The organism is Mesorhizobium sp. P2_A12, assembly GCF_056405075.1.
Genome location: NZ_JBFUCU010000017.1, coordinates 62,395 through 84,606, shown reverse-complemented (window position 1 = coordinate 84,606; position 22,212 = coordinate 62,395). Strand labels below are relative to the sequence as shown.

At 64.1% G+C, this 22,212-nt stretch carries 18 protein-coding genes and 1 pseudogene; 10 read left to right on the top strand and 9 right to left on the bottom strand.

Translation table 11 applies throughout. The annotated features are described in order from the left end of the window. Positions 1-61: 61 nt before the first annotated feature. The 5 genes from AC1DZU_RS28110 to AC1DZU_RS28090 are packed head-to-tail and all read left to right on the top strand — an operon-like array spanning position 62 to position 5,277. Entirely contained in the window at positions 62-1,618 is a 1,557-nt protein-coding gene (locus AC1DZU_RS28110; protein ID WP_477289865.1) for a sugar ABC transporter ATP-binding protein, read from the top strand. Continuing rightward, on the top strand, positions 1,615-2,595 hold the full coding sequence (locus tag AC1DZU_RS28105; protein WP_477289864.1) for an ABC transporter permease: 981 nt from the start codon (positions 1,615-1,617) through the stop codon (positions 2,593-2,595). The genes AC1DZU_RS28110 and AC1DZU_RS28105 overlap by 4 nt, the downstream gene beginning before the upstream one ends. After that, entirely contained in the window at positions 2,592-3,587 is a 996-nt protein-coding gene (locus AC1DZU_RS28100) for an ABC transporter permease (RefSeq protein ID WP_477289863.1), read from the top strand. Before AC1DZU_RS28105 ends, AC1DZU_RS28100 begins: the two co-directional genes overlap by 4 nt. Then, positions 3,587-3,904 (top strand): L-rhamnose mutarotase, encoded by a 318-nt coding sequence (gene rhaM / locus AC1DZU_RS28095; RefSeq protein WP_477289862.1) that lies wholly within the window; start codon positions 3,587-3,589, stop codon positions 3,902-3,904. Before AC1DZU_RS28100 ends, rhaM begins: the two co-directional genes overlap by 1 nt. Then, positions 3,901-5,277, top strand: a complete 1,377-nt coding sequence (locus AC1DZU_RS28090; RefSeq protein ID WP_477289861.1) for an FGGY-family carbohydrate kinase — start codon at positions 3,901-3,903, stop codon at positions 5,275-5,277. Before rhaM ends, AC1DZU_RS28090 begins: the two co-directional genes overlap by 4 nt. On the opposite strand, the gene AC1DZU_RS28085 is transcribed toward AC1DZU_RS28090, so the two are convergent. The 3 genes from AC1DZU_RS28085 to galE form a co-directional block, all read right to left on the bottom strand. Then, positions 5,278-7,104: an alanine racemase gene (locus AC1DZU_RS28085; protein ID WP_477289860.1), complete on the bottom strand. Its 1,827-nt coding sequence runs from the start codon at positions 7,102-7,104 to the stop codon at positions 5,278-5,280. 2 nt (positions 7,105-7,106) lie between these two features. Then, entirely contained in the window at positions 7,107-8,357 is a 1,251-nt protein-coding gene (locus AC1DZU_RS28080; protein WP_477289859.1) for a D-amino acid dehydrogenase, read from the bottom strand. Positions 8,358-8,452: 95 nt separating this feature from the next. Beyond that, positions 8,453-9,448, bottom strand: a complete 996-nt coding sequence (gene galE / locus AC1DZU_RS28075; RefSeq protein WP_477289858.1) for a UDP-glucose 4-epimerase GalE — start codon at positions 9,446-9,448, stop codon at positions 8,453-8,455. Between the two features lie 276 nt (positions 9,449-9,724). On the opposite strand from galE, the gene hemA reads away from it, so the two are divergent. Beyond that, the gene (gene hemA, locus AC1DZU_RS28070) at positions 9,725-11,002 is read left to right on the top strand and encodes a 5-aminolevulinate synthase (protein ID WP_111544598.1); all 1,278 of its coding nucleotides are present in this window, start codon (positions 9,725-9,727) and stop codon (positions 11,000-11,002) included. A 28-nt stretch (positions 11,003-11,030) separates the two neighbouring features. Here the strand turns inward: hemA and AC1DZU_RS28065 are convergent. Continuing rightward, a pseudogene (locus AC1DZU_RS28065) lies at positions 11,031-12,198 on the bottom strand (pyridoxal phosphate-dependent aminotransferase). 112 nt (positions 12,199-12,310) lie between these two features. Continuing rightward, positions 12,311-12,733 (bottom strand): large conductance mechanosensitive channel protein MscL, encoded by a 423-nt coding sequence (gene mscL / locus AC1DZU_RS28060; protein WP_095084257.1) that lies wholly within the window; start codon positions 12,731-12,733, stop codon positions 12,311-12,313. Positions 12,734-13,025: 292 nt separating this feature from the next. Between mscL and AC1DZU_RS28055 the strand changes: the two genes are divergently transcribed. Next, positions 13,026-16,514 carry a PAS domain-containing hybrid sensor histidine kinase/response regulator gene (locus AC1DZU_RS28055; protein ID WP_477289857.1) on the top strand — a complete coding sequence of 1,163 codons (3,489 nt, stop codon included), beginning with the start codon at positions 13,026-13,028 and terminating at the stop codon, positions 16,512-16,514. Between the two features lie 22 nt (positions 16,515-16,536). Here the strand turns inward: AC1DZU_RS28055 and AC1DZU_RS28050 are convergent, their stop codons facing one another. Both AC1DZU_RS28050 and AC1DZU_RS28045 read right to left on the bottom strand, forming a co-directional pair. Continuing rightward, positions 16,537-17,196 (bottom strand): response regulator transcription factor, encoded by a 660-nt coding sequence (locus AC1DZU_RS28050; RefSeq protein WP_095082229.1) that lies wholly within the window; start codon positions 17,194-17,196, stop codon positions 16,537-16,539. Between the two features lie 123 nt (positions 17,197-17,319). After that, positions 17,320-17,748, bottom strand: a complete 429-nt coding sequence (locus AC1DZU_RS28045; RefSeq protein WP_477289856.1) for a hypothetical protein — start codon at positions 17,746-17,748, stop codon at positions 17,320-17,322. Positions 17,749-17,855: 107 nt separating this feature from the next. Between AC1DZU_RS28045 and AC1DZU_RS28040 the strand changes: the two genes are divergently transcribed. After that, positions 17,856-18,206 (top strand): DUF952 domain-containing protein, encoded by a 351-nt coding sequence (locus AC1DZU_RS28040; protein WP_477289855.1) that lies wholly within the window; start codon positions 17,856-17,858, stop codon positions 18,204-18,206. After that, positions 18,203-19,282 carry a quinone-dependent dihydroorotate dehydrogenase gene (locus AC1DZU_RS28035; RefSeq protein ID WP_477289854.1) on the top strand — a complete coding sequence of 360 codons (1,080 nt, stop codon included), beginning with the start codon at positions 18,203-18,205 and terminating at the stop codon, positions 19,280-19,282. Before AC1DZU_RS28040 ends, AC1DZU_RS28035 begins: the two co-directional genes overlap by 4 nt. Here the strand turns inward: AC1DZU_RS28035 and AC1DZU_RS28030 are convergent. Then, positions 19,275-20,615 carry an MATE family efflux transporter gene (locus AC1DZU_RS28030; protein ID WP_477289853.1) on the bottom strand — a complete coding sequence of 447 codons (1,341 nt, stop codon included), beginning with the start codon at positions 20,613-20,615 and terminating at the stop codon, positions 19,275-19,277. The genes AC1DZU_RS28035 and AC1DZU_RS28030 overlap by 8 nt on opposite strands. 132 nt (positions 20,616-20,747) lie before the next feature. On the opposite strand from AC1DZU_RS28030, the gene AC1DZU_RS28025 reads away from it, so the two are divergent. Next, positions 20,748-21,653, top strand: a complete 906-nt coding sequence (locus tag AC1DZU_RS28025) for a histone deacetylase family protein (RefSeq protein ID WP_477289852.1) — start codon at positions 20,748-20,750, stop codon at positions 21,651-21,653. A gap of 74 nt (positions 21,654-21,727) precedes the next feature. Here the strand turns inward: AC1DZU_RS28025 and AC1DZU_RS28020 are convergent, their stop codons facing one another. Beyond that, positions 21,728-21,991, bottom strand: coding sequence for a DUF6460 domain-containing protein (locus AC1DZU_RS28020; protein WP_095082235.1), 264 nt, complete (start codon positions 21,989-21,991; stop codon positions 21,728-21,730). Positions 21,992-22,212 lie beyond the last annotated feature (221 nt).

The following is a 22,212-nucleotide window of genomic DNA, read 5'->3' as shown; positions in this document are numbered from 1 at the left end:
CGCAGCAAGATCGGCGAGACGGGGTGGGGGTGGCCACATCTCCACACACCAGGACCTTGATATGCTAGACAACACCCACCCCGCTCACATTGTTCGCGACCCTCCCTACAAGGGGGAGGATAATGCAGCCCCACGCCTGACGCTGTCCGGCGTCTCCAAGAGCTTTCCCGGCGTGCGCGCGCTGCACGATGTCAGCCTGTCGCTCTATCCGGGCCAGGTGACAGCCCTGATCGGCGAAAACGGCGCCGGCAAGTCGACGCTGGTCAAGATCATGACCGGCATCTACCAGCCCGACACGGGAACCATCAGCATTGACGGCCAGGCCGTCACCCTGCCCAGCGCGCACGCCGCCTTCGGCTATGGCGTCACCGCCATCCATCAGGAAACCGTGCTGTTCGACGATCTGACAGTGGCTGAAAACATCTTTCTCGGCCATGCGCCGCGCACGCGCTTGGGCACCATCGACTGGCGCACGATGCGCAAAAATGCGCGCGAAGTTCTCGATGCCATGCACGCCGGCCATATCGACGCCGACACAAGGCTGAAGGACCTCGGCATCGCCAACAAGCATCTCGTCGCCGTCGCCCGCGCGATGTCGATCGACGCACAGATCGTCATCATGGACGAGCCGACCGCCGCGCTTTCTATGAAGGAGATCGAGGAGCTTTTCCTGCTCATCGAGTTCCTCAAGAGCGAAGGCAAGGCGATCCTGTTCATCAGCCACAAGTTCGACGAGATCTACCGCATCGCCGACCGCTACACGGTGTTTCGCGATGGCGAGATGGTTGGTGAAGGGTTGATCAAGGATGCCGGGCAGAGCCAGATCGTGCGCATGATGGTCGGCCGGTCGGTCGACCACATCTTTCCGCAGCGCAAGGCCGAAATCGGCGCGCCGGTGCTTTCCGTTTCCGGCTTGTCGCACCCGACCGAATTCAACGACATCGGCTTCGAACTGCACAAGGGCGAGATCCTCGGCTTCTACGGCCTTGTCGGCGCCGGGCGCAGCGAGGTGATGCAAGCGATCTCGGGCATCACCCGCACCACTGGCGGCACGATCACGCTGGAAGGCAAGACGATCGCGCCGAAATCGGCGGCGGATTCGATCGATGCTGGCATCGTCTACGTGCCGGAGGAGCGCGGCAAGCAAGGCGTGGTGATCGGCCTGCCGATCTTCCAGAACGTCTCGCTGCCTTCGCTCAAGCGTACCTCCAAATCCGGCCTGCTGCGGCTGTCGGAGGAGTTCGCGCTCGCCCGCTCCTACACCGAGCGGCTCGACCTGCGCGCCTCCTCGCTCAGCCAGGATGTCGGTACGCTGTCGGGCGGCAACCAGCAGAAGATCGTCATCGCCAAATGGCTGGCGACCGCGCCCAAGGTGATCATCCTTGACGAGCCGACCAAGGGCATCGACATCGGCTCGAAGGCTGCCGTGCACGGCTTCATGGCCGAACTGGTGGCGCAAGGCCTGTCGGTGATCATGGTGTCGTCCGAATTGCCCGAAATCCTCGGCATGTCCGACCGCGTCGTCGTCATGCGCGAAGGCCTCGTCGCGGCGGTCTACGACAACAAGGAACTGGACGCCGAGACGCTGGTCAGGACGGCAGCGGGGATCGCGGCATGAAAGCCTTTCTCAAATACCGCGAAATCTGGCTGCTCGCGGCAATCATCGTGCTGATCGGACTGATCTCGACACGCTTCCCGGCCTTCGCCGATCCCGGCAATCTGCGCCAGGTGTTCAACGACACCTCGATCCTGATGATCCTGGCCCTCGGCCAGATGGTCGTCATCCTGACCCGGTCGATCGATCTGTCGATGGCGTCCAACCTCTGCTTCACCGGCATGGTGGTGGCGATGCTGAACGCCGCGCACCCGGCAATCCCGATCCCGCTGCTGATCGTCATCGCGCTGGCCGTCGGTCTGGTGCTCGGCGCCATCAACGGCCTGCTGGTCTGGCGGCTGAACATCCCCTCGATCGTGGTGACATTGGGCACGCTGACCATCTATCGCGGCGCCACTTTCGTCCTGTCGGGCGGCGCCTGGGTCAATGCGGACAAGATGAGCCCCGACTTCATCGGCTTTCAGCGTGCCGCCTTCCTCGGCATTCCGGTACTGTCGTGGATCGCCATCCTGGTGATCGCGGTGTTCTTCGTCCTGATGACGCGCACGGCACTCGGCCGCTCGATCTACGCCATCGGCGTCAACCCGACGGCATCGGTCTATGCCGGCATCGATGTCGGCCGGACGAAATTCATCGTCTTCTGCATCTCCGGCATGATCGGCGGCCTTTCCGGCTACCTCTGGATATCACGCTACGTGATCGCCTCGGTCGAGGTCGCCAATGGCTATGAGCTCAACATCATCGCCGCCTGCGTCATCGGCGGCATTTCGATCGCCGGCGGCATCGGCTCGGTCGGCGGCGCGGTGCTCGGCGCGCTGTTCCTCGGCATTATTTCCAACGCGCTGCCGGTCATCAACATCTCGCCCTTCTGGCAAATGGCGATTTCGGGCAGCGCCATCATTCTCGCCGTCGTGCTCAACGCGCGCAGCGAACGCCAGCAGGGCCGCATCATCCTCAGAAAAGTGGAGGTGGTGACATGACCGAAATCCCTGCCCCGCGCCACATTCCCGACCGGCTCGACAAGCCGCTGAGCTCGGCGATCCTCTCCTGGGAAACGCTGCTGGTCGTGGTGGCCGTCGCCATCTTCGCCATCAACAGCTTCGCCTCGCCCTATTTCCTCGACCCCTATTCGCTGTCGGATCTCACCTTCAATTTCACCGAGAAGGGTCTGATCGCCTTCGCCATGGCGCTGCTGATCATTTCCGGCGAGATTGATCTCTCGGTCGCCGCCATCATAGCGCTGGCGTCGACCATGATGGGCATGGCGGTACAGGCCGGCGCCGGCACGCCGGTGCTGGTGCTGATCGGCATCGTCGTCGGGCTCGGCTGTGGCGCTTTCAACGGCTTGCTGGTGACACGGCTGGGGTTGCCGTCGATCGTCGTCACCATCGGCACGATGAGCCTGTTTCGCGGTATCGCCTTCATCATCCTCGGCGACCAGGCCTACAAGGGTTACCCCGAAAGCTTTGCCTTCTTCGGCCAGGGTTATGTCTGGTGGGTGGTGTCGTTCGAGCTGGTCCTCTTCCTCGTCGCGGCTATCGTCTACTGGCTCGCGCTGCACCGGACGAGTTTCGGCCGCCGCGTCTTTGCCATCGGCAACAATCCAGTCGCGGCGCAGTTTTCCGGCGTGCGGGTCGGCCGCATCAAGTTCATCCTGTTTTGCCTGACCGGGCTGATGTCTGGCATCGCCTCGGTGCTGATCACCTCGCGGCTCGGCTCGACACGGCCGTCGATCGCTCAGGGCTATGAGCTCGAAGTCATCACCATGGTGGTGCTCGGCGGGGTCAGCATCCTGGGCGGCGCCGGCAGCATTTTGGGCGTCGTGCTTGCCGCCTTCATCATGGGGCTGGTGACCTTCGGACTCGGCCTGCTCAACGTGCCCGGCATCGTCATGTCGATCTTCATCGGCCTGCTGTTGATTATCGTCATCGCGCTGCCGATCGTCTGGCGGCGGCTGCGCGGAGGACGATGATGGCTGAGAAATACGCGTTCAAGATGAAGCTCAAGCCGGGCATGAAAGCTGAGTACAAGAGCCGCCACGACGAGATCTGGCCATCGCTGGTCGCGCTCCTGAAGCAGGCCGGCGTTTCCGACTACTCGATCCACCTCGACGAAGAGACCAATATCCTGTTTGGCGTGCTGTGGCGGCGAGACAATCACGGCATGTACGATCTGCCGAAGCACCCGGTGATGCAGCGCTGGTGGGCTCACATGGCCGACATCATGGAGACCAAGCCGGACAACGAGCCGGTGGCCGTGCCGCTGGAAACCGTGTTCCACATGGCATGAGCGCGATGCGCCACATCGCCGTCATCGACATCGGCAAGACCAATGCCAAAGTGGCACTGGTCGATCTCGCCACGTTGAGCGAGGTCGCGCTGCGCCGCATGGCCAATGCGCCAGTGCGGCAGGCGCCCTACCCGCATCACGGTGTCGAGGCGTTGTGGACGTTCATCCTCGGCAGCCTTGCCGGCCTCAACCGCGAACAGCGCATCGACGCCATTTCGATCACCACGCATGGCGCGACGGGCGTGCTGGTCGACGCCGCGGGCGAACTGGTGCTGCCGGTGCTCGACTATGAGTTCGATGGGCCCGACACGCTCGCGGCGGACTATGGCGCGATCCGCCCGCCCTTCGCCGAGACCGGCACGCCGCGGTTGCCGCTCGGCCTCAATCTCGGCGCGCAATTCTTCTGGCAGAAGAAACGCTTCCCGGCGGAGTTCGCGAAGGTCGCTGCGATGCTGATGTATCCGCAATACTGGGCCTTGCGCCTGACCGGTGTCGCCGCCAACGAGGTGACCTCTCTCGGCTGCCACACCGATCTGTGGAACCCATGGACAGCCGACTTTTCATCGCTGGTCGATCGTCTGGATTGGCGCGAGCTGATGGCGCCGGTGCGGCCAGCCAAGGACCGCCTCGGCCCGCTCCTGCCTGCGCTTGCGGCACGAACCGGGCTCGATCCGCAAACGCCGGTGTTCTGCGGCCTGCACGATTCCAACGCCTCGCTGCTGCCGCATCTCCTGTCCGACACGCCACCTTTCTCCGTGGTCTCGACCGGCACCTGGGTGGTGTCGATGGCGGTCGGCGGCAAACAGATCGTGCTGGACGCAGTGCGCGATACGCTGGTCAACGTCAGCGCGCTGGGCCATCCTGTCCCCTCGGCACGGTTCATGGGCGGCCGCGAGTTTTCCGTGCTGACGAAAGGCCAGCCGGACAGCTGGACCGAAGATGATGTCGGCGCCGTGCTGGGGCGAAAGACATTGCTGCTGCCCTCGACCCAGCAAGGGTCGGGGCCGTTCCCGCATCATGCCGCGACATGGCTTGACGCCGACGACGTCACACGCGGCCAGCGCTTTGCCGCCATCTCGTTCTACCTGGCTCTGATGACGGCGACCTGCCTCGACCTGATCGGCGCCGACGGCCCGACCACGGTCGAAGGGCCCTTTGCCCGCAACCGGCTCTTCGTCGGCATGTTGGCGGCAAGCACGGCGCGCGCCGTTGTCGCGTCGAAGGCCGCCACCGGCACCAGCATCGGCGCCGCGTTGCTGGCAACGGACCGGGCAACGGCCCACGGCCAAGGCGAAAGAATCGAGCCGCCGACCGATCCGGCCTGGGCCGACTACGTCAGCGCATGGCGCGCGGTAGTCGAAGCGCAATGCTGATCACAATATCCGCTTGCCGAAGGCCGACATGACGAAGTTGACCGTGTCGGTGCCGATCCGAGGCTCCAGATCCGCGGTCAAGCCCGAAACATCCATCGACAACAGCCGGCCGGAGAGCGCAATCGCCTCCATCGCCTGATGGGTTTCGCGCACGGTAAGGCCACCCGAACCTGCCGCCCAGCCGGCGAATTCGGTGACATCAGGCGAATAGCTGACATGAAAACCCTGCGTGCCTGAGGTGGCGATGCGGATCGCTTCGTGCATCAGGTCGCGCATGCCCATAGCGTCGATGTCGGTCATGGTGAAGGCCGAGACGCGCGAATCCTTGAGCACCCGCACTTCCGCCGGATCGGCGTGGCGCAGACCGATGATGACGACATTTTCCGGTGACAGCTGGGGCTGCAGCGCACCCGCCTTATGGTCGAGGCCAAGCGCGCGCGCCAGCACCGAGCCTTCCGGCAGGTCGATGCCGTCCTCGTCCTCGGGCATCAGGGCGGCGATGGAATCGATCCAGATCAGGCCGAAGGAGTGGGTCGCGCGCGCCGTTGCGGTCAGCGCCTTGTGTGCGATACGGCGGTCGGCACCGGCAGCCAGCCGGATCAGCCCCGATGGCGGCCGCTCGATATCGGCCAGCTCGACGACATCGAAATTCATCGCTTCCAGCCGCGCGCCGGTTCCTTCCCGGGCCAGGATGCCAGCGGCGCCCTGTTCCGCCAGTATCGACACCATCTTGCGGCCGGAAAAGTCCTCGACATCGTGCATCGGGGCCTTTTCGACATATTCCGAGGTCATCGCCAGCAGCATGGCGCCATAGCTCATGCGGAAGGCGACGCGGTCGCCGACGGCCGGCGGCGGGTCGGCGTCGGCCACATCCAAAAGCAGATGGTCGCTGGAGGCGCCGAGCACCCGCACCCCCTTGGCGATCGGCGTCAGTCCTTCGACCAACACATCCTCACGGCCGATATTGGCGATGGCGCGCAGCCTGTCGCCCTCGTCAGGGAAGACCGGTTGGTTGCCGAAGGCGTCGTAGCCGGATTGCCCGATCGGCCGCGACGGCTTGAGCTTGACCTCGATAATGTCGCTGGTCAGGCGGCAGGCGTCGGGTTCGAGTTCAGCCCATGGCACATCGCGGAAGGTTTCGACGCCGCCTTGCAGGATCGCTTCGCCGACGCGCAGATTGTTGATGCCGGCTGGCAGCTTGCCTTCGAGCAACAGCGGCAGCGATGACGAGGCGCCGCCGGAAATCCAGTCGAGGCTTTTGCCGGACAGGCGCTCGGTCTTGTAGGCGTGGGCGACGAGCTGGCCGAGATTTTCCTGCGTCGGCATGATGGCGCCGAAACAGCCGAGATTGGTGCCGATGCCTGCGATGCGCACGCCCTTGAACTGCAGGATCTGTTCGACCGTGGGAATAAGATCGCTCGGCCAGATGCCTTCGCGGAGATCGCCGAGGTCGATCATCAGCATGATGTCGTGGACGCGGCCCATGCGCTCGGCGATGCGTGATATCTCGCGGATGATGGTCAGTTCCGACTGCAGGCTGATGTCGACCGTGCGTACCACTTCCTCGACACGCGCCATCGGCGGACTGCGCAGCAGCATGATCGGCGCGTTGATGCCGCTGTCTCGCAGCCGGCGGATGTTTTCGAAGCGCGATTCGGCGATGCCGGCGACACCACCACGCAGCATGGCGCGCGCCACCTGCGGCATGCCGCAGGTGCCCTTGGTGACGCCGAACACCTTGATGCCCGACAGCGCGCAGCGCTCGACGATCGTGCGCGCATTGCGCTCGATGCGGCCGAGGTCGATGGCGACTTGCGGTCCCGACATTTCTAGCCTCCGTAGACCAGTCCCTGTGGGTCGATCTCCGGCTTGCGGCCTGCGACCAGATCGGCAAGGAATTTCCCCGAGCCGCAAGCCATGGTCCAGCCGACATGGCCGTGCCCGGTGTCGAGATAGAGGTTCTTGTGGCGCGCCTGGCCGATGACCGGCACGGAGTTCGGCATCATCGGCCGCAGCCCAGCCCAGAGTTCGGCTTTCTTCTCGTCGAACGCGCCGGGGAAGAGATCCCTGCCGGTCCTGAACATGGCGGCGAAGTCGCTTGGCCTGTGGGTGCGGTCGAAGCCGGTGAATTCGGCGGTTGAGGCGAGCCGCAGCCGGTTGCCCAACCTGGAATAGGCAATCAGCTGGTCCTCGTCGGCGCCGCCCATGGTCGGACCCTTGCTCTCGTCCTCCAGGGGGATCGTCGCCGTATAGCCCTTCACGGGATAGACAGGCAGGTCGATGCCGTAGCGGCGGCCGAGCAAGCCGCTTTCCGGCCCCATCGAGATGACCACGGCATCGCCGGCCACCGGTCCGGCCGAGGTCATCACCGCACCCACCCGGTCGCCCTCGATGGCGAGGCCTTCGACCGTCGTGCCGTAGAGAAATCTCACGCCGAGCTTCTCGGCGGCATAGGCGGCGAGCTTTTCCACGAACTGCCGGGAATCGCCGGTCTGGTCGATCGGCGAATAGACGCCACCGGCGATCTTTTCCTTCACGCCGGCAAGACCCGGTTCGAGCTCGATCAGCCGGTCGCGGCCGACGATCTCGATCGGCAGGCCATGCTCGGCCAGATAGCGGTAATTGTCGGTGCCGGTGTCGAGACTGTGCTGCGAGCGAAAGAAATAGAGGATGCCCTTCTTGCGCTCGTCATAGCCGATCCCGGTATCGGAGGAGATGGCGTTGATGCAGTCGCGGGAATAGAGCGCCAGGCGCAGCTTGACCCGGCTGTTGGCGCGCAAGCGCTCTTTCGTGCACTGGCGCAGGAAGCGCAGGCTCCAGGCGAGGAAATAGGGATCGAATCGCAGCCGCACCTTGATGCCGAGATCATGATTGTAGAGCGCGCGCAGGAAGGTCTTCAGCGCCGCCGGAGAGGCCCAGGCGGTGGCGTCGCCCGGCGATACCAGGCCGGCATTCGACTGGCTGGTGCCGCGCGCCGGCGCCGGATGGCGCTCGATCACGGTGACTTCGTGACCGTCGCTCGCCAGGTAATAGGCGGCCGCCGTCCCGACAACGCCGGCTCCAAGCACGGTTATTTTCATGCCATCCCCAAAGCTCTTCGCGGCGCAGCGCCCTGCCGCGAATGCCTTCAATAGCGCGTCGCTGGGCGCCTTGCGAGCCCTAGGGACGACCGGGCTCAGCCCCGTGCGGAGTTCTTGCCGGTCAGAATGCGCTCCCAGGCGAGAGCGTCGGCAACGATCTGGTCGAGATCGTCGCGTTGTGGAGTCCAGCCGAGTTCGGCGCGGGCGAGATCCGAATCGGCGACCACCGCCGCGGCATCGCCGGGACGGCGATCGCCCATCTTCACCTCGAAATCATGGCCAAATGCGCGGCGCACGCTGTCGATGACCTCGAGCACCGAATAGCCATGGCTGTAGCCGCAATTGGCAATGAGGCTTGCGCCGCCGTTGCGCAGTCGTTGCAGGGCAAGGCGATGCGCCGCCGCCAGATCGCTGACATGGATATAGTCGCGCATGCAGGTGCCGTCCGGCGTCGGATAATCGGTGCCGAACACCTGCATGAACCGGCGCTTGCCGAGCGCCGTTTCGCAAGCGACCTTGATCAGATGGGTGGCGCCAGGCGTCGACTGGCCGGTGCGGCCCTTCGGGTCGGCGCCGGCGACGTTGAAGTAGCGCAGCGCGGTGTAGCGGAGCCCATGCGCGATTGCCGCATCGCGCAGCATCCATTCGCTCATCAGCTTGGACAGGCCATAGGGCGATTCCGGCGCCAGGCGGGCATCCTCGCGCACCGGCTCCAGTCCGGCGCCGCCATAAACGGCGGCGGTCGAGGAAAAGATGAAATTAGGCACGCCCTCGCGCACCGCGGTTTCGATCAGAGTGCGCGTCTTGCAGGTGTTGTTCTCGTAATAGCCGAGCGGATCGGCGACCGATTCCGGCACCACGATGGAACCAGCGAAATGGATGATCGCGTCGACCTTGTTATCCCTGATGATCGAGCCGACCAGTTCCTTGTCGGCGACATCGCCGACGACCAGCTTTGCCTCGGGCGCCACCGCCCATTCGAAGCCGGTCGAAAGGCGGTCGAGAACGACCACGCTCTCGCCGGCATCCAGCAACTCCCAGACCATATGGCTGCCGATATAGCCGGCACCGCCTGTCACCAAAACTGTCATCCGCATCCTCGCATCTCAAGATTTATCGGAAACTGTCTCAAAAGCCGCCTTATTGGAAAGCTTGCCGCAGGGCCATACAAGACCAAAATGTTAAATCCGTAACAGTCTCTCCGGCTCAAGGCATCGTACTGAAACAAAGTTGATCCACATCAAGGGAATAGGCCACGATCCGTGGTCGTTAGGAACAGGTCCGGGGCGTGGCATTTTGACCAAATTGGCCCGGTGGACGACCAATAGGGCAATGATTATGATCCCGCGCAAAATTGGGAAGTCGACATGAACTATCAGCGGTTCTTCGAGGAAGCGATCGATCAGCTCCATGCCGAGCGTCGCTACCGCGTCTTCGCCGACCTCGAGCGCATTGCAGGCAAGTTTCCGCGCGCCATCTGGCGTTCCAATGGCCGCGCGGAGGAAATCACCGTCTGGTGCTCCAACGACTATCTCGGCATGGGCCAGCACCCCGATGTCATCGCCGCGTTCCAGAATGCGGCGGGCAAGATGGGCTCTGGCGCCGGCGGCACCCGCAACATTTCCGGCACCAGCAACCCGCTAGTCGAGCTCGAGCTGGAGCTTGCCGACCTGCACGACAAGGAAGCGGCCCTTGTCTTCACCTCCGGCTTCGTCTCCAACGAAGCGTCGATCTCGACCATCGCACGGCTTTTGCCCAACTGCCTGATCATTTCGGACGAACTGAACCACGCTTCGATGATCGAAGGCGTGCGGCGCTCGGGTGCGGAAAAGAAGATCTTCCGCCACAATGACGTCGCGCATCTGGAAAGCCTGCTGCAGGCGGCGGGCCGCGAACGCGCCAAGCTGATCGTCTTCGAAAGCGTCTATTCGATGGATGGCGACATCGCGCCGATCAAGCAGATCGTCGAGCTCGCCGAGCGCCACAACGCCATGACCTATATCGACGAGGTCCATGCCGTCGGCATGTACGGACCGCGCGGCGGCGGCATCACCGAGCGCGAAGGGCTGGCCGACCGCATCGACATCATCGAAGGCACGCTGGCCAAGGCATTCGGCACGCTGGGCGGCTACATCACCGGCACCAGTGCTGTCATCGACGCCGTGCGCTCCTATGCGCCGGGCTTCATCTTCACCACGGCATTGCCGCCGGCGATCGCCGCCGCCGCGACCACGTCCATCCGCCATCTCAAGCGCTCGCAGGCCGAGCGCGACGCGCAGCAGCGGCAGGCGACGCGAACCAAGCAGATCCTCTCGGCCGCCGGCCTGCCGGTGATGGAGTCGCCGACGCATATCGTGCCGCTGCTGGTCGGCGACCCGGAACTCTGCAAGATGGCCAGCGACCGCCTGCTTGGCGTGCACGGCATCTACATCCAGCCGATCAACTATCCGACCGTCCCGCGCGGCACGGAGCGGCTGCGCATCACGCCGACGCCGTTCCACTCCGACGCGCTGATCGCCGAACTACAGGACGCGCTGGTCGAGACCTGGGATGCGCTGGGCATACCGTACGGATCCGCTGGCCGCCCCTCTGTCGCCAAAAGCGACCGGGTCATTCCGCTGCTGGTGCCCAAGTCAGGCGGCTGAAGCCAGCGCGGCGTAAACCGCCGCCTTCTCAAACGCTCTTCATCCACTTCGCCAGCCGGTGCGCCGCTTCCTCGACCTGGTCGAGGCGGCGGTGGAAGCACAGTCTGAGGAAGGCTTCGCCACCGGAGCCGAAGGCCGTGCCGGGCGCCAGGCCGACATTGGCCTTGTCGACGATGTCGAAAGCGGCGCTCCGTGAATCGGTGATGCCGTCGACCGTGAAGAACAGATAGAACGCGCCCTGCGGCACGGTGAACCGGGCGCGGCCGGTGGCCCCGAGAATGCCGCAGACCAGGTCCCGGGCCTTCCTCGCCCGCTCGACCTGTTCGGCAATGAAACCATCACCCTCATCAAGGGCGGCGACCGCGCCGCGCTGCATAAACTGGGCGACGCCCGAGTTGGAATACTGGATCAGGTTCTCGAACACCTGCTGCAAGGCCGGATGGGTCTTGATCCAGCCGACGCGCCAGCCGGTCATCGCCCAGTTCTTGGAAAAACTGTTGACGAACAGGATGCGGTCTTCAGCCGTCGCGATGTCGAGGAAGGAGGGCGCCCGGCCATAGCTGTAGTGGAACAGCGAATAGATCTCGTCGGCGATGATCCAGAGATTTTTGGCACGGGCGAGATCGAGGATCGCCTGCAAGGTCTCGTGGTCGGCGGTCCAGCCGGTCGGGTTCGACGGCGTGTTGATGAACAGCGCCTTGGTGCGCGGCGTGATCGCCGCCGCGATCTTCTCGACGTCGCAAGACCAGCCATTGCCGGAATGATCGAGCGTGACCGGCACCGGAACGGGCTCCCGATATCGCCGCGGCAGCGTCGAAATTCGGCCAGGCCGGCGACAGATATACAACCTCGTCGCCGGCGCCGGCGAGCGCGTCGAGCGCCAGCTGAATGGCATGCATGCCGGACCCGGTGACGATGAACTGTTCCTCGGGGAACGTCTTGCCGAAATGCCTGGCATAGTAGCGGGCAAGCGCCTGCCTGAGATCGGGGATGCCTCTTTGCCAGGTGTAGAACGTTTCGCCGCCGGCCAGCGCCTTCGACGCGGCATCGGTGATGAAGGCAGGCGTCGGCAGGTCGCCCTCTCCGGCCCAGAGCGGGATCATGCCCTCGCGCAGGCGGCCGTAATTGACAACGGCGACAATGCCGCTTTCGGGCGCGGCACGGGCTTCCGCGCGCAAGCTGTCGATCAAGGTCATGGCGGGTCCGTTCCAATCTCGAGCGTCAATCAGCGCTCCATACCAGATGCGAAAACAGAAAACCCCGGCCGCAAACGACCGGGGTTTTGGTCCAGCAAAGCCGCCTGAGAGATTAGCGCTTGGCGAGCAGATCGCGAATTTCGGTCAGCAGCGCAACGTCGGCGGGCGGCGGCGCGGCAGGTGCCGCAGGCTTCTCGGCCTCAAGCCGCTTGCGCATGTTGTTCACCGCCTTGACCATGAGGAAGATGATGAAGGCAAGGATGAGGAAATTCAGCACCGCGGTGATGAAGCTGCCATAGGCGAAAACAGCGCCTTGCTTTTTGGCGTCCGCCAGCGCGGTGGCGTTGACTGCCGAGGACAGTCCAAAGAAATAGTTGTTGAAGTCCAGTCCGCCGAAGATCGCGCCGACGATCGGCATGATGACGTCGTCGACCAGCGAAGTGACGATCTTGCCAAAGGCCGCGCCGATGATGACGCCGACCGCAAGGTCCATCACATTGCCCTTGGAAATGAATTCCTGGAATTCCTTCAGCATTCGACCCTCCTTGTCGTGACCGGCCGCTCTGCCGTTCCGTCCTTGCGGCATCGACCTGAGGGCAACATAACAAAAACCTGGGGTTGCAACATGGGCAAAAAGGGGAAAGCAACCGGTTTCTCCTTACATGACGGAACCTCGGGCGGAACCTCGGGCGGCGCCTTGGACGTCAGCTTGGTTGCTGTCTGAATGTCGCCACCATGCTTCCAAAGCCGCAATGGACTCGGACGCCAAGCTGTGATTGCGTTCGGACAAGCCGAATAAAAAGGCGGCAAAGGAGGAAATTCCAGGCGTGCAGGGCTTGTTCATCGTCATCATCGCGATCGCCTATGTGACGCTGCTGTTCGCCATCGCCAGCCTGGGCGACCGCCGCTCGGCGATATCCGGGCCGAGCCGGGCGCGGCCGTTCATCTACGCGCTCAGCCTTGCTATCTACTGCACGTCCTGGACCTTCTTCGGCTCGGTTGGCCTCTCCTCAGAGCGCGGTCTCGAATTCCTCGGCATCTATACCGGCCCGGTGCTGGTGTTCGTGTTCGGGTTTCCGCTGCTCAACCGCATCGTGCGGCTGGCCAAGACGGAGAAGATCACCTCGATCGCCGACTTCCTCGGCGCCCGCTATGGCAAGAGCTTCACGGTCTCGGCGATCGCGACGCTGATCGCGACCATCGGCGCGGTGCCCTATATCGCGCTGCAGTTGAAGGCGATCTCCGGTTCGGTCAGCCTGATGGTCGAGCATTACACTGGCTCGCCACCCTCCTTCGATCCGTTCGTCAGCGACATCTCGCTGGTCGTTGCCATGCTGCTGGCGCTGTTTGCGGTGTTGTTCGGCACCCGCCATGCCGATGCCACCGAACACCAGGACGGGCTGGTGCTGGCGGTGGCGGTCGAGACCGTGGTCAAGCTCGCCGCTTTCCTTGCCATCGGCCTGATGGTCACATTCCTGATCTTCGGCGGCCCTGGCGACATGTTCGACAAGTTGGCGCAGAACGCGCAGGTCCGGCAGGCGATGGGCTACAACACCTCGCTTGCCACCTGGCTGGTGCTGACCTGCCTGAGCGGCTTTGCCATCATCATGCTGCCGCGGCAATTCTACGTCACCATCGTCGAGAACCGCGGCGAGGCCGAGTTGCGCACCGCGACATGGGTGTTTCCGCTCTATCTGGCGGCGATCAATCTGTTCGTGCTTCCGATCGCCTTTGCCGGCCTGTCGCTGGTCGGCACCGGGACCAGCAGCGATCTCTATGTGCTGTCGCTGCCTTTGTTCAGCGGCCATGATCTGCTGGCGATGGCGGCCTTCATCGGCGGCCTGTCGGCTGCAACGGCCATGGTGATCGTCGAAAGCGTGGCGCTGTCGATCATGATCTCCAACGACCTCGTCATTCCGCTGTTCGTGCGCCGCCTTCTCAAGACCTCGACCTCCGAGGATGAAGACTGGTCGACGCTGATCCTCAATGTGCGGCGCGGGGCGATCTTCATCCTGCTGTTCATCGCCTTCCTGTACTACCGCGAGAGCACCAACAGTGCGCGCCTGTCGTCGATCGGCCTGATGTCGTTCGCGGCCATTGCCCAGTTCGCGCCCGCACTGATCGGCGGGCTGATCTGGCGTGGCGCCAATGGACGGGGTGCTGCACTCGGCATGGTCGCCGGCATCCTCATCTGGGGCTACACGCTGCTGCTTCCATCGCTTGCCGCACCCGACACCGACATCATCGCGCACGGGCTGTTCGGCTTCGAGGCACTGCGGCCGCAGGCGCTGTTCGGCACAGTCGCCGAACCGCTGAACCATGGCGTGTTGTGGAGCCTGTCGATCAACGCGGTGTTCTTCGTGCTCGGCTCCCTGTCGCGCGCGTCGGTGCCGTTGGAGCGCATCCAGGCGTCGATCTTCGTGCCGCGCGATGCCGGGCCGATGCCCAGCCTGCGCCGCTTCCGCACCGCCATCACTGTCAACGACCTCAAAGACACGATCTCGCGCTATCTCGGCGTCGAGCGCACCGAGCGCTCCTTCCAGTCGTTCGAAAAGACCAACGGCGCCTCGCTGCACGGCAAGGAGCAGGCGAGCATGGACGTCATCCGCTTTTCCGAGCAGCTGTTGGCCAGCGCCGTCGGCTCATCCTCGGCGCGGCTGATCCTGTCGCTGCTGTTTCGGCGCCACGACCGCGAATCCAGGGATGCCTTCCGGCTGCTCGACGACGCAACCGAGGCGCTGCAGCACAATCGCGACCTCTTGCAGATCGCGCTCGACCAGATGGAGCAAGGCATCACCGTTTTCGACCGCGATTTCCGCCTGATCTGCTGGAACCGTCAGTACCGGGCGCTGTTCGACCTGCCCGATGAGATGGGTCAGGTCAGCGTCTCGCTCGACCGCATCCTGCGCCATCTTGCCGAGCGCGGCGACATTCCATCGGACCAGCGTGTGGCGATGCTCAACCGGCTCACCAGCTTCGTCAGTCCGTGGCAGATGGAGTTGAAGACCAGCGGCCGCATCCTGGAGCTGCGTTCCAACCCGATGCCGGATGGCGGCATCGTCGCCACCTACGCCGACATTTCCGGACGCGTCGAACAGGACCTGGCGCTGAAGCGCGCCAATGAATCGCTGGAGCAGCGCGTCAAGACCCGCACCATCGAGCTGACCCGCGTCAACGAGGAGCTGGCGCAGGCGCAGATGCTGGCCGAGGAGGCAAATCTCGGCAAGACACGCTTCCTTGCCGCCGCCGGCCACGACATCCTGCAGCCGCTGAACGCCGCCCGGCTCTATTGCTCGTCGCTGATCGAGAAGGCCGGCAAGGGGCCTGCCGGCAAGGCAGCGGTCAACATCGAATCCTCGCTGGAATCGGTCGAAACCATTCTCGGCGCCGTGCTCGACATCTCCCGCCTCGATGCCGGCGCCATGAAGCCGGACGACACCGCCTTCCACCTCGACGGACTGCTGCGCCAGATCGGCAATGATTTTCGGCCGCTGGCCGCCGAAAAGAAACTCGACCTGACGATCATGCCGTCGTCGCTGACCGTGATGACGGACCGCAACCTGCTGCGCCGCCTGATCCAGAATCTTGTCTCCAACGCCATCAAATACACGCGCCACGGCCGTGTGCTGGTCGGCGTTCGGCGACGTGGCGACCTGGTCGAGATCCAGGTGATCGACACCGGCATCGGCATTGCCGGCGACGAGCTGAACACCGTCTTCCACGAATTCACCCGGCTGGACGAAGGCGCTCGCGAAGCCGAGGGCCTCGGTCTCGGCCTTTCCATCGTCGATCGTATCGCCCGGGTGCTGCGCCTGGAGATCCGGATCTTTTCCAATCCGGGCAAGGGTACGCGCTTCTCCGTCATCCTGCCGGTCGCCGCCGTGCAGGAGCCACGACGCGAGATCGAAACCAGGGCCCCTGCCCGTGCCACAGCTTCGCTGGCCGGCCTGCATGTGCTCTGCATCGACAACGATGCCCGCATCCTCGAAGGCATGCGGCTCCTGCTCGAAGGCTGGGGCTGCAATGTCGACACGGTGTCCGGCTCGCGGGATCTGGCGAGCGCCACGATGCGTCGTCCGGACATCGTCCTTGCCGACTACCATCTCGACGGTGAAACCGGCCTCGACATAATCGTCAGGCTGCGCGCGATCCATGGCGACGCCCTGCCGGCCGTGCTGGTCACTGCCGACCGCTCCAACGAGGTGCGCACGGCCGCAGGCGGGCTCGAGGTTCCGGTGATCAACAAGCCCCTGAAACCGGCGGTGCTGCGTTCGATGATGGCCAGGGTCAGGCCGCTGGCATCGGCGGCCGAATGACGATTCCGACGAGACCCGCGTGTCAGCCGGCCGGCTGTAACGGGTCGCTGCCGATCTTGGACAGCAGGATCACTGCCTGGGTGCGGCTGTCGACGCCGAGCTTCTGCAGGATGGCCGAGACATGTGCCTTGATCGTCGCCTCGGAGACCCCGAGCTCATAGGCGATCTGCTTGTTGAGCAGGCCCTCGGCGAGCATGCCGAGCACGCGGGTCTGCTGCGGGGTCAGCGCCTGCAGGCGCTTGATCAGGTCGGAAATCTCGGGATCGCGCTCGACGCCGAGATCGATGCCGACGGGCGCGGCGATGTCGCCGGCAAGCACCGACTGCACGGCGTCGCGGATCTCCTCCATACTGGCCGACTTGGAGATGAAGCCGGAAGCACCGAGATCGAGCGCACGCCTGATGGTCGCCGGATCGTCATGCGCCGAGACCACGACAAGCGGGACCGCCGGATGGATCCCGCGCAACGAGATCAGGCCGGAAAGGCCGCTGGCGCCCGGCATCGACAGATCGAGCAGCACCAGATCGACATCTTCGTTAGCCACGACCAGCGCCTTGGCGCTCTCGAAATCACCGGCCTCGTGGATTGCCGCGACATTGCCGATGCCGGCGAGCGCTTCGCGCAGCGCACCGCGAAACAGTGGGTGATCGTCGGCGATGACGAAAGAATAGCCTGACGGCAAGTGTCCCTCCCCGAATCCCCGATAATTTTTGCTTTTTCCGGGACCAGTTGGACGATTATGAGGGGCTGCGCGCTGTTTTCAAGCGGCAAAGCCAGCGCGCCGCGTTTTCCCTGTTTCGAGCCCTCAGGTCTTCTGCGAGTTGAGCTGGGCGCCGTTGTCCTTGTCCATATCCTTGACGATGCCCATGAAGCCACGCAGGAAACGCTCCATGTAGCTCATCGTCTTGTTGAAATCCTCCTCGCTCGGCAATTGCGATTCGAGGCGGGCGGACAGCGAATTCTCAAGCTTGGTGACGCGCTCGTCCATCGCCTTCATCGAGGTCTGGAGGCGGTCGACTTCGTCCTGGAAAGCTGCGCGTTCGTCAGCCGCCATCTTGCAGACGAGTTGGCCGGAGCGTTCCTCGCAGATCGACATCGCACCGGTCTGCGTATCCATGCGGACAAAGCCGTTGTCAGACTTTTCCAGCCGGTAGCGGTCGGTTTCTTCCGAATAAGCTGTAGCCGCGACCAGCGAAACGAGCGCGGCGGGGATCAAGATGTGCTGCAGACGCATGTTGTCCTCCATGGCCAAAGCCTGATTTATCGCATGTTTGCGCCGGAAATGGGGAAGACCCTTGGCGCGGTCTTTCCCGATTGGCTGGTTCGGACTATAGCGCAACCATGTCTCAGTTTATCTACAAGATAACCCCGGAAGCGCCTTGGCGCGAGGCCGAAGCCAATGGCCGCTTCACCGGCGCGCCGATCGATGTCGCCGACGGCTTCATCCATTTCTCCACGGCAGGGCAGGTCAGGGAAACGGCGGCGAAGCATTTTGCCGGCCAGGCCGGCCTTCTGCTGGTCGCCATCGACGGCTCGCGTCTGGGCGCGGCGCTGAAATACGAGGTCTCGCGGGGCGGCGCGCTGTTTCCGCATCTCTACGGCGTGTTGGACCTGGAAGCCGTGCTGTGGGTTCGACCGCTGCCGCTTGGCGCAGACGGTACCCACCAGCTTCCGGCACTGGAGGCCGAATGAGCGTGCTCGGCAGGCTCGGCCAGAAGCTGCTGTTCACATTCGATCCGGAAACCGCGCATGGCATGTCGATCGCGGCGCTGCGATGCGGCCTGCCTGTCGGCGCGCGGACAACGCGCGATGCGCGGCTGAAGGTGACGGTCTGCGGCCTCGATTTCCCCAACCCGCTTGGCATGGCGGCCGGCTATGACAAAAACGCCGAGGTGCCCGATGCGCTGCTTGGGCTCGGCTTCGGCTTTGCCGAGGTCGGCACGGTCACGCCTCTGCCGCAGGCCGGCAACCCGAAACCGCGGATCTTCCGGCTGACGGCGGATGAAGCGGTGATCAACCGGCTGGGCTTCAATAATGAAGGCCACGCGGCCGCCGAAAAGCGCCTCGCTGCCCGCAAGGGGCGGGGCGGCATCGTCGGCGTCAATATCGGCGCCAACAAGGACAGTGCCGATCGCATCGGCGACTATGAGCGCGGCGTTACCCGCTTTGCGCCCTACGCCAGCTATCTGACCGTCAACATCTCCTCGCCCAACACGCCGGGCCTGCGCAACATGCAGGCGCGCGAGCAGCTCGGCGAGTTGCTGTCACGCGTCACGGCCGCGCGCGCCGCTGCAACGGCACAGCCGCCGGTCTTCCTCAAGATCGCGCCGGACCTGGTCGAGGCCGAGCTGGAAGACATCGCCGCCGAGGTGACCGAGAAGCGGATCGACGGTGTCATCGTCTCCAACACCACCATCTCCCGGCCAGGGCTGCGCAGCGGCGACGCCGCGCGCGAGACCGGCGGGCTCTCCGGCAGACCGCTGTTTGAACGCTCGACCATCGTGCTGGCCAGAATGCGCAAACTGCTCGGGCCAGAGCTTGCCATCATCGGCGTCGGCGGCGTCGATTCGACCGACGCGGCGCTCGAAAAGATCCGAGCCGGCGCCGATCTCGTCCAGCTCTATACCAGCATGATCTATGCCGGCCCCGCACTGCCGGGCCGGATCGTCGCCGGGATGGCACGCTTTGCCGAAACGGGGCGCCTCAGATCCATTCGCGAGTTGCGCGACGACCACCTCGATCAATGGGCGTCGAAACCGCTCAGCTGAACGCCGTCCGCAGTCGCAGCCGCAAGATCGTCAGCAGGCTGAAGCCCCGCGCCAGCAGGAAGATGTGCAGCGCCGCCCACAGACCATGATTGCCGAAGGCAGGCGCCAAGGTGAGCAACGCTACTGCAAAGACCAGAAACGACAGCAGCATCATGTTGCGCATGTCACGCGACCAGGTCGCACCGATGAAAACGCCATCCATCTGGAAAGCCAGAACGCCGCTCAACGCAGTGAACGCTGCCCACGGCAGGTAGATATCGGCCACTGAACGGACTTCCTCCGACGTCGTCACGAGAGCGACCAGATTGGCGCCGGCCAGCAGCAGCACCAGGGTCGCTGCGCCCGCCAGCCCGAACCCCCAAAACAAGGTGAGCCGCACGGCCTGCAGGAACGGTGTGGCGGCACGCGCGCCGACGGCACGGCCGGCCAGTTGTTCGGCAGCGGTGGCAAAGCCATCGAGGAAATAGCCGGCAACGAGAAAGAAATTCATCAGCACGGCGTTGGCGGCCAGCGTCACCGTGCCGAACTGCGCACCCTGGCGGGTGAACAGTGCGAAGGCGGCCAGCAGCGAGAACGAACGGATCATGATGTCGCGGTTGAGCGACAGCATGCGCAGGAAGGCAGCCATGTCGAGCAGGCGGTGGCGTGGCAAGGACGGGGTCGCCCAGAATCGGCGGACCACGATCGCCAGGCCGAGCAGCATGGCGAGGAACTCACCGGTGACGGTTGCCCAGGCGACGCCGGCGACGCCCCAGCCAAGCTTCAATCCAAGCAGGAAGCAGAGCGCGATGTTGATGCCGTTCAGCACCAATTGCAGCATCAGCCCGAGCCCGCCCTCGCCGCGGCCCAGGACATAGCCGAGGATGGCATAGTTGATCAGCGAGAAGGGGGCTGCGAGCATCCTGATGTGGATATAGACGGCCATCGCCTCGCTGACGCGCGGTTCGGCGCCCATGAACTTTTGCCCGGCTATGGCGACCAGGGGCGCAAGTGCCGCGAGCACGATGCCGGCGACAACCGCGATCAGCACGGCGCGCCAGAACACCGCCCGTTCCTCCAGTTCGTCGCCGCGCCCGAAAGCCTGGGCGACGAGGCCGGTGGTGCCCGAGCGCAGGAAATTGAAGGTGGTGAAGACGACGTCGAAGATCAACGAGCCGGCGGCAAGGCCGCCGAGCAAGGCGGCGTCGCCGAACTGGCCGACAACCGCCGTGTCGACCAGGCCAAGCATCGGTGTCGTCAGATAGGCAAGCGTCATCGGCACCGCGATGGCGAGCACCGAACGATTGGTGACGACAAAGTATCTGGCGTCGGCTGGGGTTGCACCCTTGTCCAAAGGATTGCTGCCTTGCTGATTGCGGCTTGATTGAACAGCCGGTGTGCCCCATTTTGCCGGCATCGCGCAATCACCCATCCCGTGACGGCCAACCGAATCCCCGGCCTGGCGCGAGCCCGCCGGATCCAGTTCATGCCCCTGCAGATCGTCCACCATCCCGACTACGACGCCGGCTTCGCCGTCAACCATCGCTTTCCGATGAGCAAATATCCGCTGCTGATGGACGCCTTGCGCGCACGCGGTCTGGCCGGGCCCGGCGCGCTCAACACCACCGAACCGGCGCCGGCATCATGGCTGAAGCTTGCCCATGCGGAGGACTATGTCGACCAGGTCATCAGCTGCTCGGTACCTGAAAAAATCGAGCGCGAGATCGGTTTTCCGGTTGGCCCACGTGTTTCGCTGCGCGCGCAGCTTGCCACCGGCGGCACGGTGCTTGCGGCGCGGCTCGCCTTGCGCCACGGCATCGCCTGCAATACCGCCGGCGGCAGCCATCACGCACGGCGCGCGCAAGGCGCCGGCTTCTGCACCTTCAACGATGTCGCTGTCGCCGCGCTCGTTCTGCTTGCCGAGGGCGCCGCACAAAACATCCTGGTCGTCGACCTCGACGTGCATCAGGGCGACGGCACGGCGGACATTCTCGCGGACGATCCGCGCGTGTTCAGCTTTTCCATGCATGGCGACCGCAACTACCCCGCGCGCAAGATCGCCTCCGACCTCGATGTCGCGCTGCCCGACGGCACAGGTGACGCTGCCTATCTCGAAAGGCTCGCCGCCATCCTGCCAGAACTGTCGGCCCAAGCACATTGGGACATCGTCTTCTACAATGCCGGAGTCGACGTCCATGCCGAGGACAGGCTTGGACGGCTGTCGCTATCGGATGACGGCCTGCGCGCCCGCGACGACATGGTGATCAACCATTTTCGCACGCTCTGCATTCCCGTCTGCGGCGTCATTGGTGGCGGTTATTCAACCGATGTCGCAACACTCGCCACGCGCCACGCCATCCTGTTCGAGGTGGCGTCAAGTTATATCAGATAATCCCTTTACGCATGATCTTGTCCGAAAACCGGTTCCCAAGTTCGCTGCTCGGACCTGCGGTTCGGGATCATGCCCTACTTCCGGTAGCTGGCGATCCTGAGCAGGATGAAGGCCGGGACGACGATCGCCGCACCCAGCAGGATGTAGCCGAGAAAGCGATCGATGGCGTGGAAGCCGAGATTCCAGAGATCGGTGAAGAACTTCCGGATGCCATAGAACACGTCCATCGGCGACCAGCCGAAGGCATTCATGACCAGGCCGACGAGGAACGACACCACAAGCAGCTTCAGGATCACCCTGAGCGGCGAGTCGCCGAGAAAGCGCGTCAATGCGGACAAAGCCCGTCTCCCCGATTGAGGTGCCCACACTCGAGGGCGTCGGCCCAGACATACGCACTTGGCTTCCCGGCTTCAAGCCGACAGGTTTGGTTGCCGGTTCGTTCGTAACCGTGGCTGCTGGCGGCAGAAAACACAGTCCGCCAACGGCCGCGACCGACCCGCTGGCTTATCTGTTTTCTAACCAATTGCCGCTATTCCCAATCGAATAGCGGGAGCAAGGC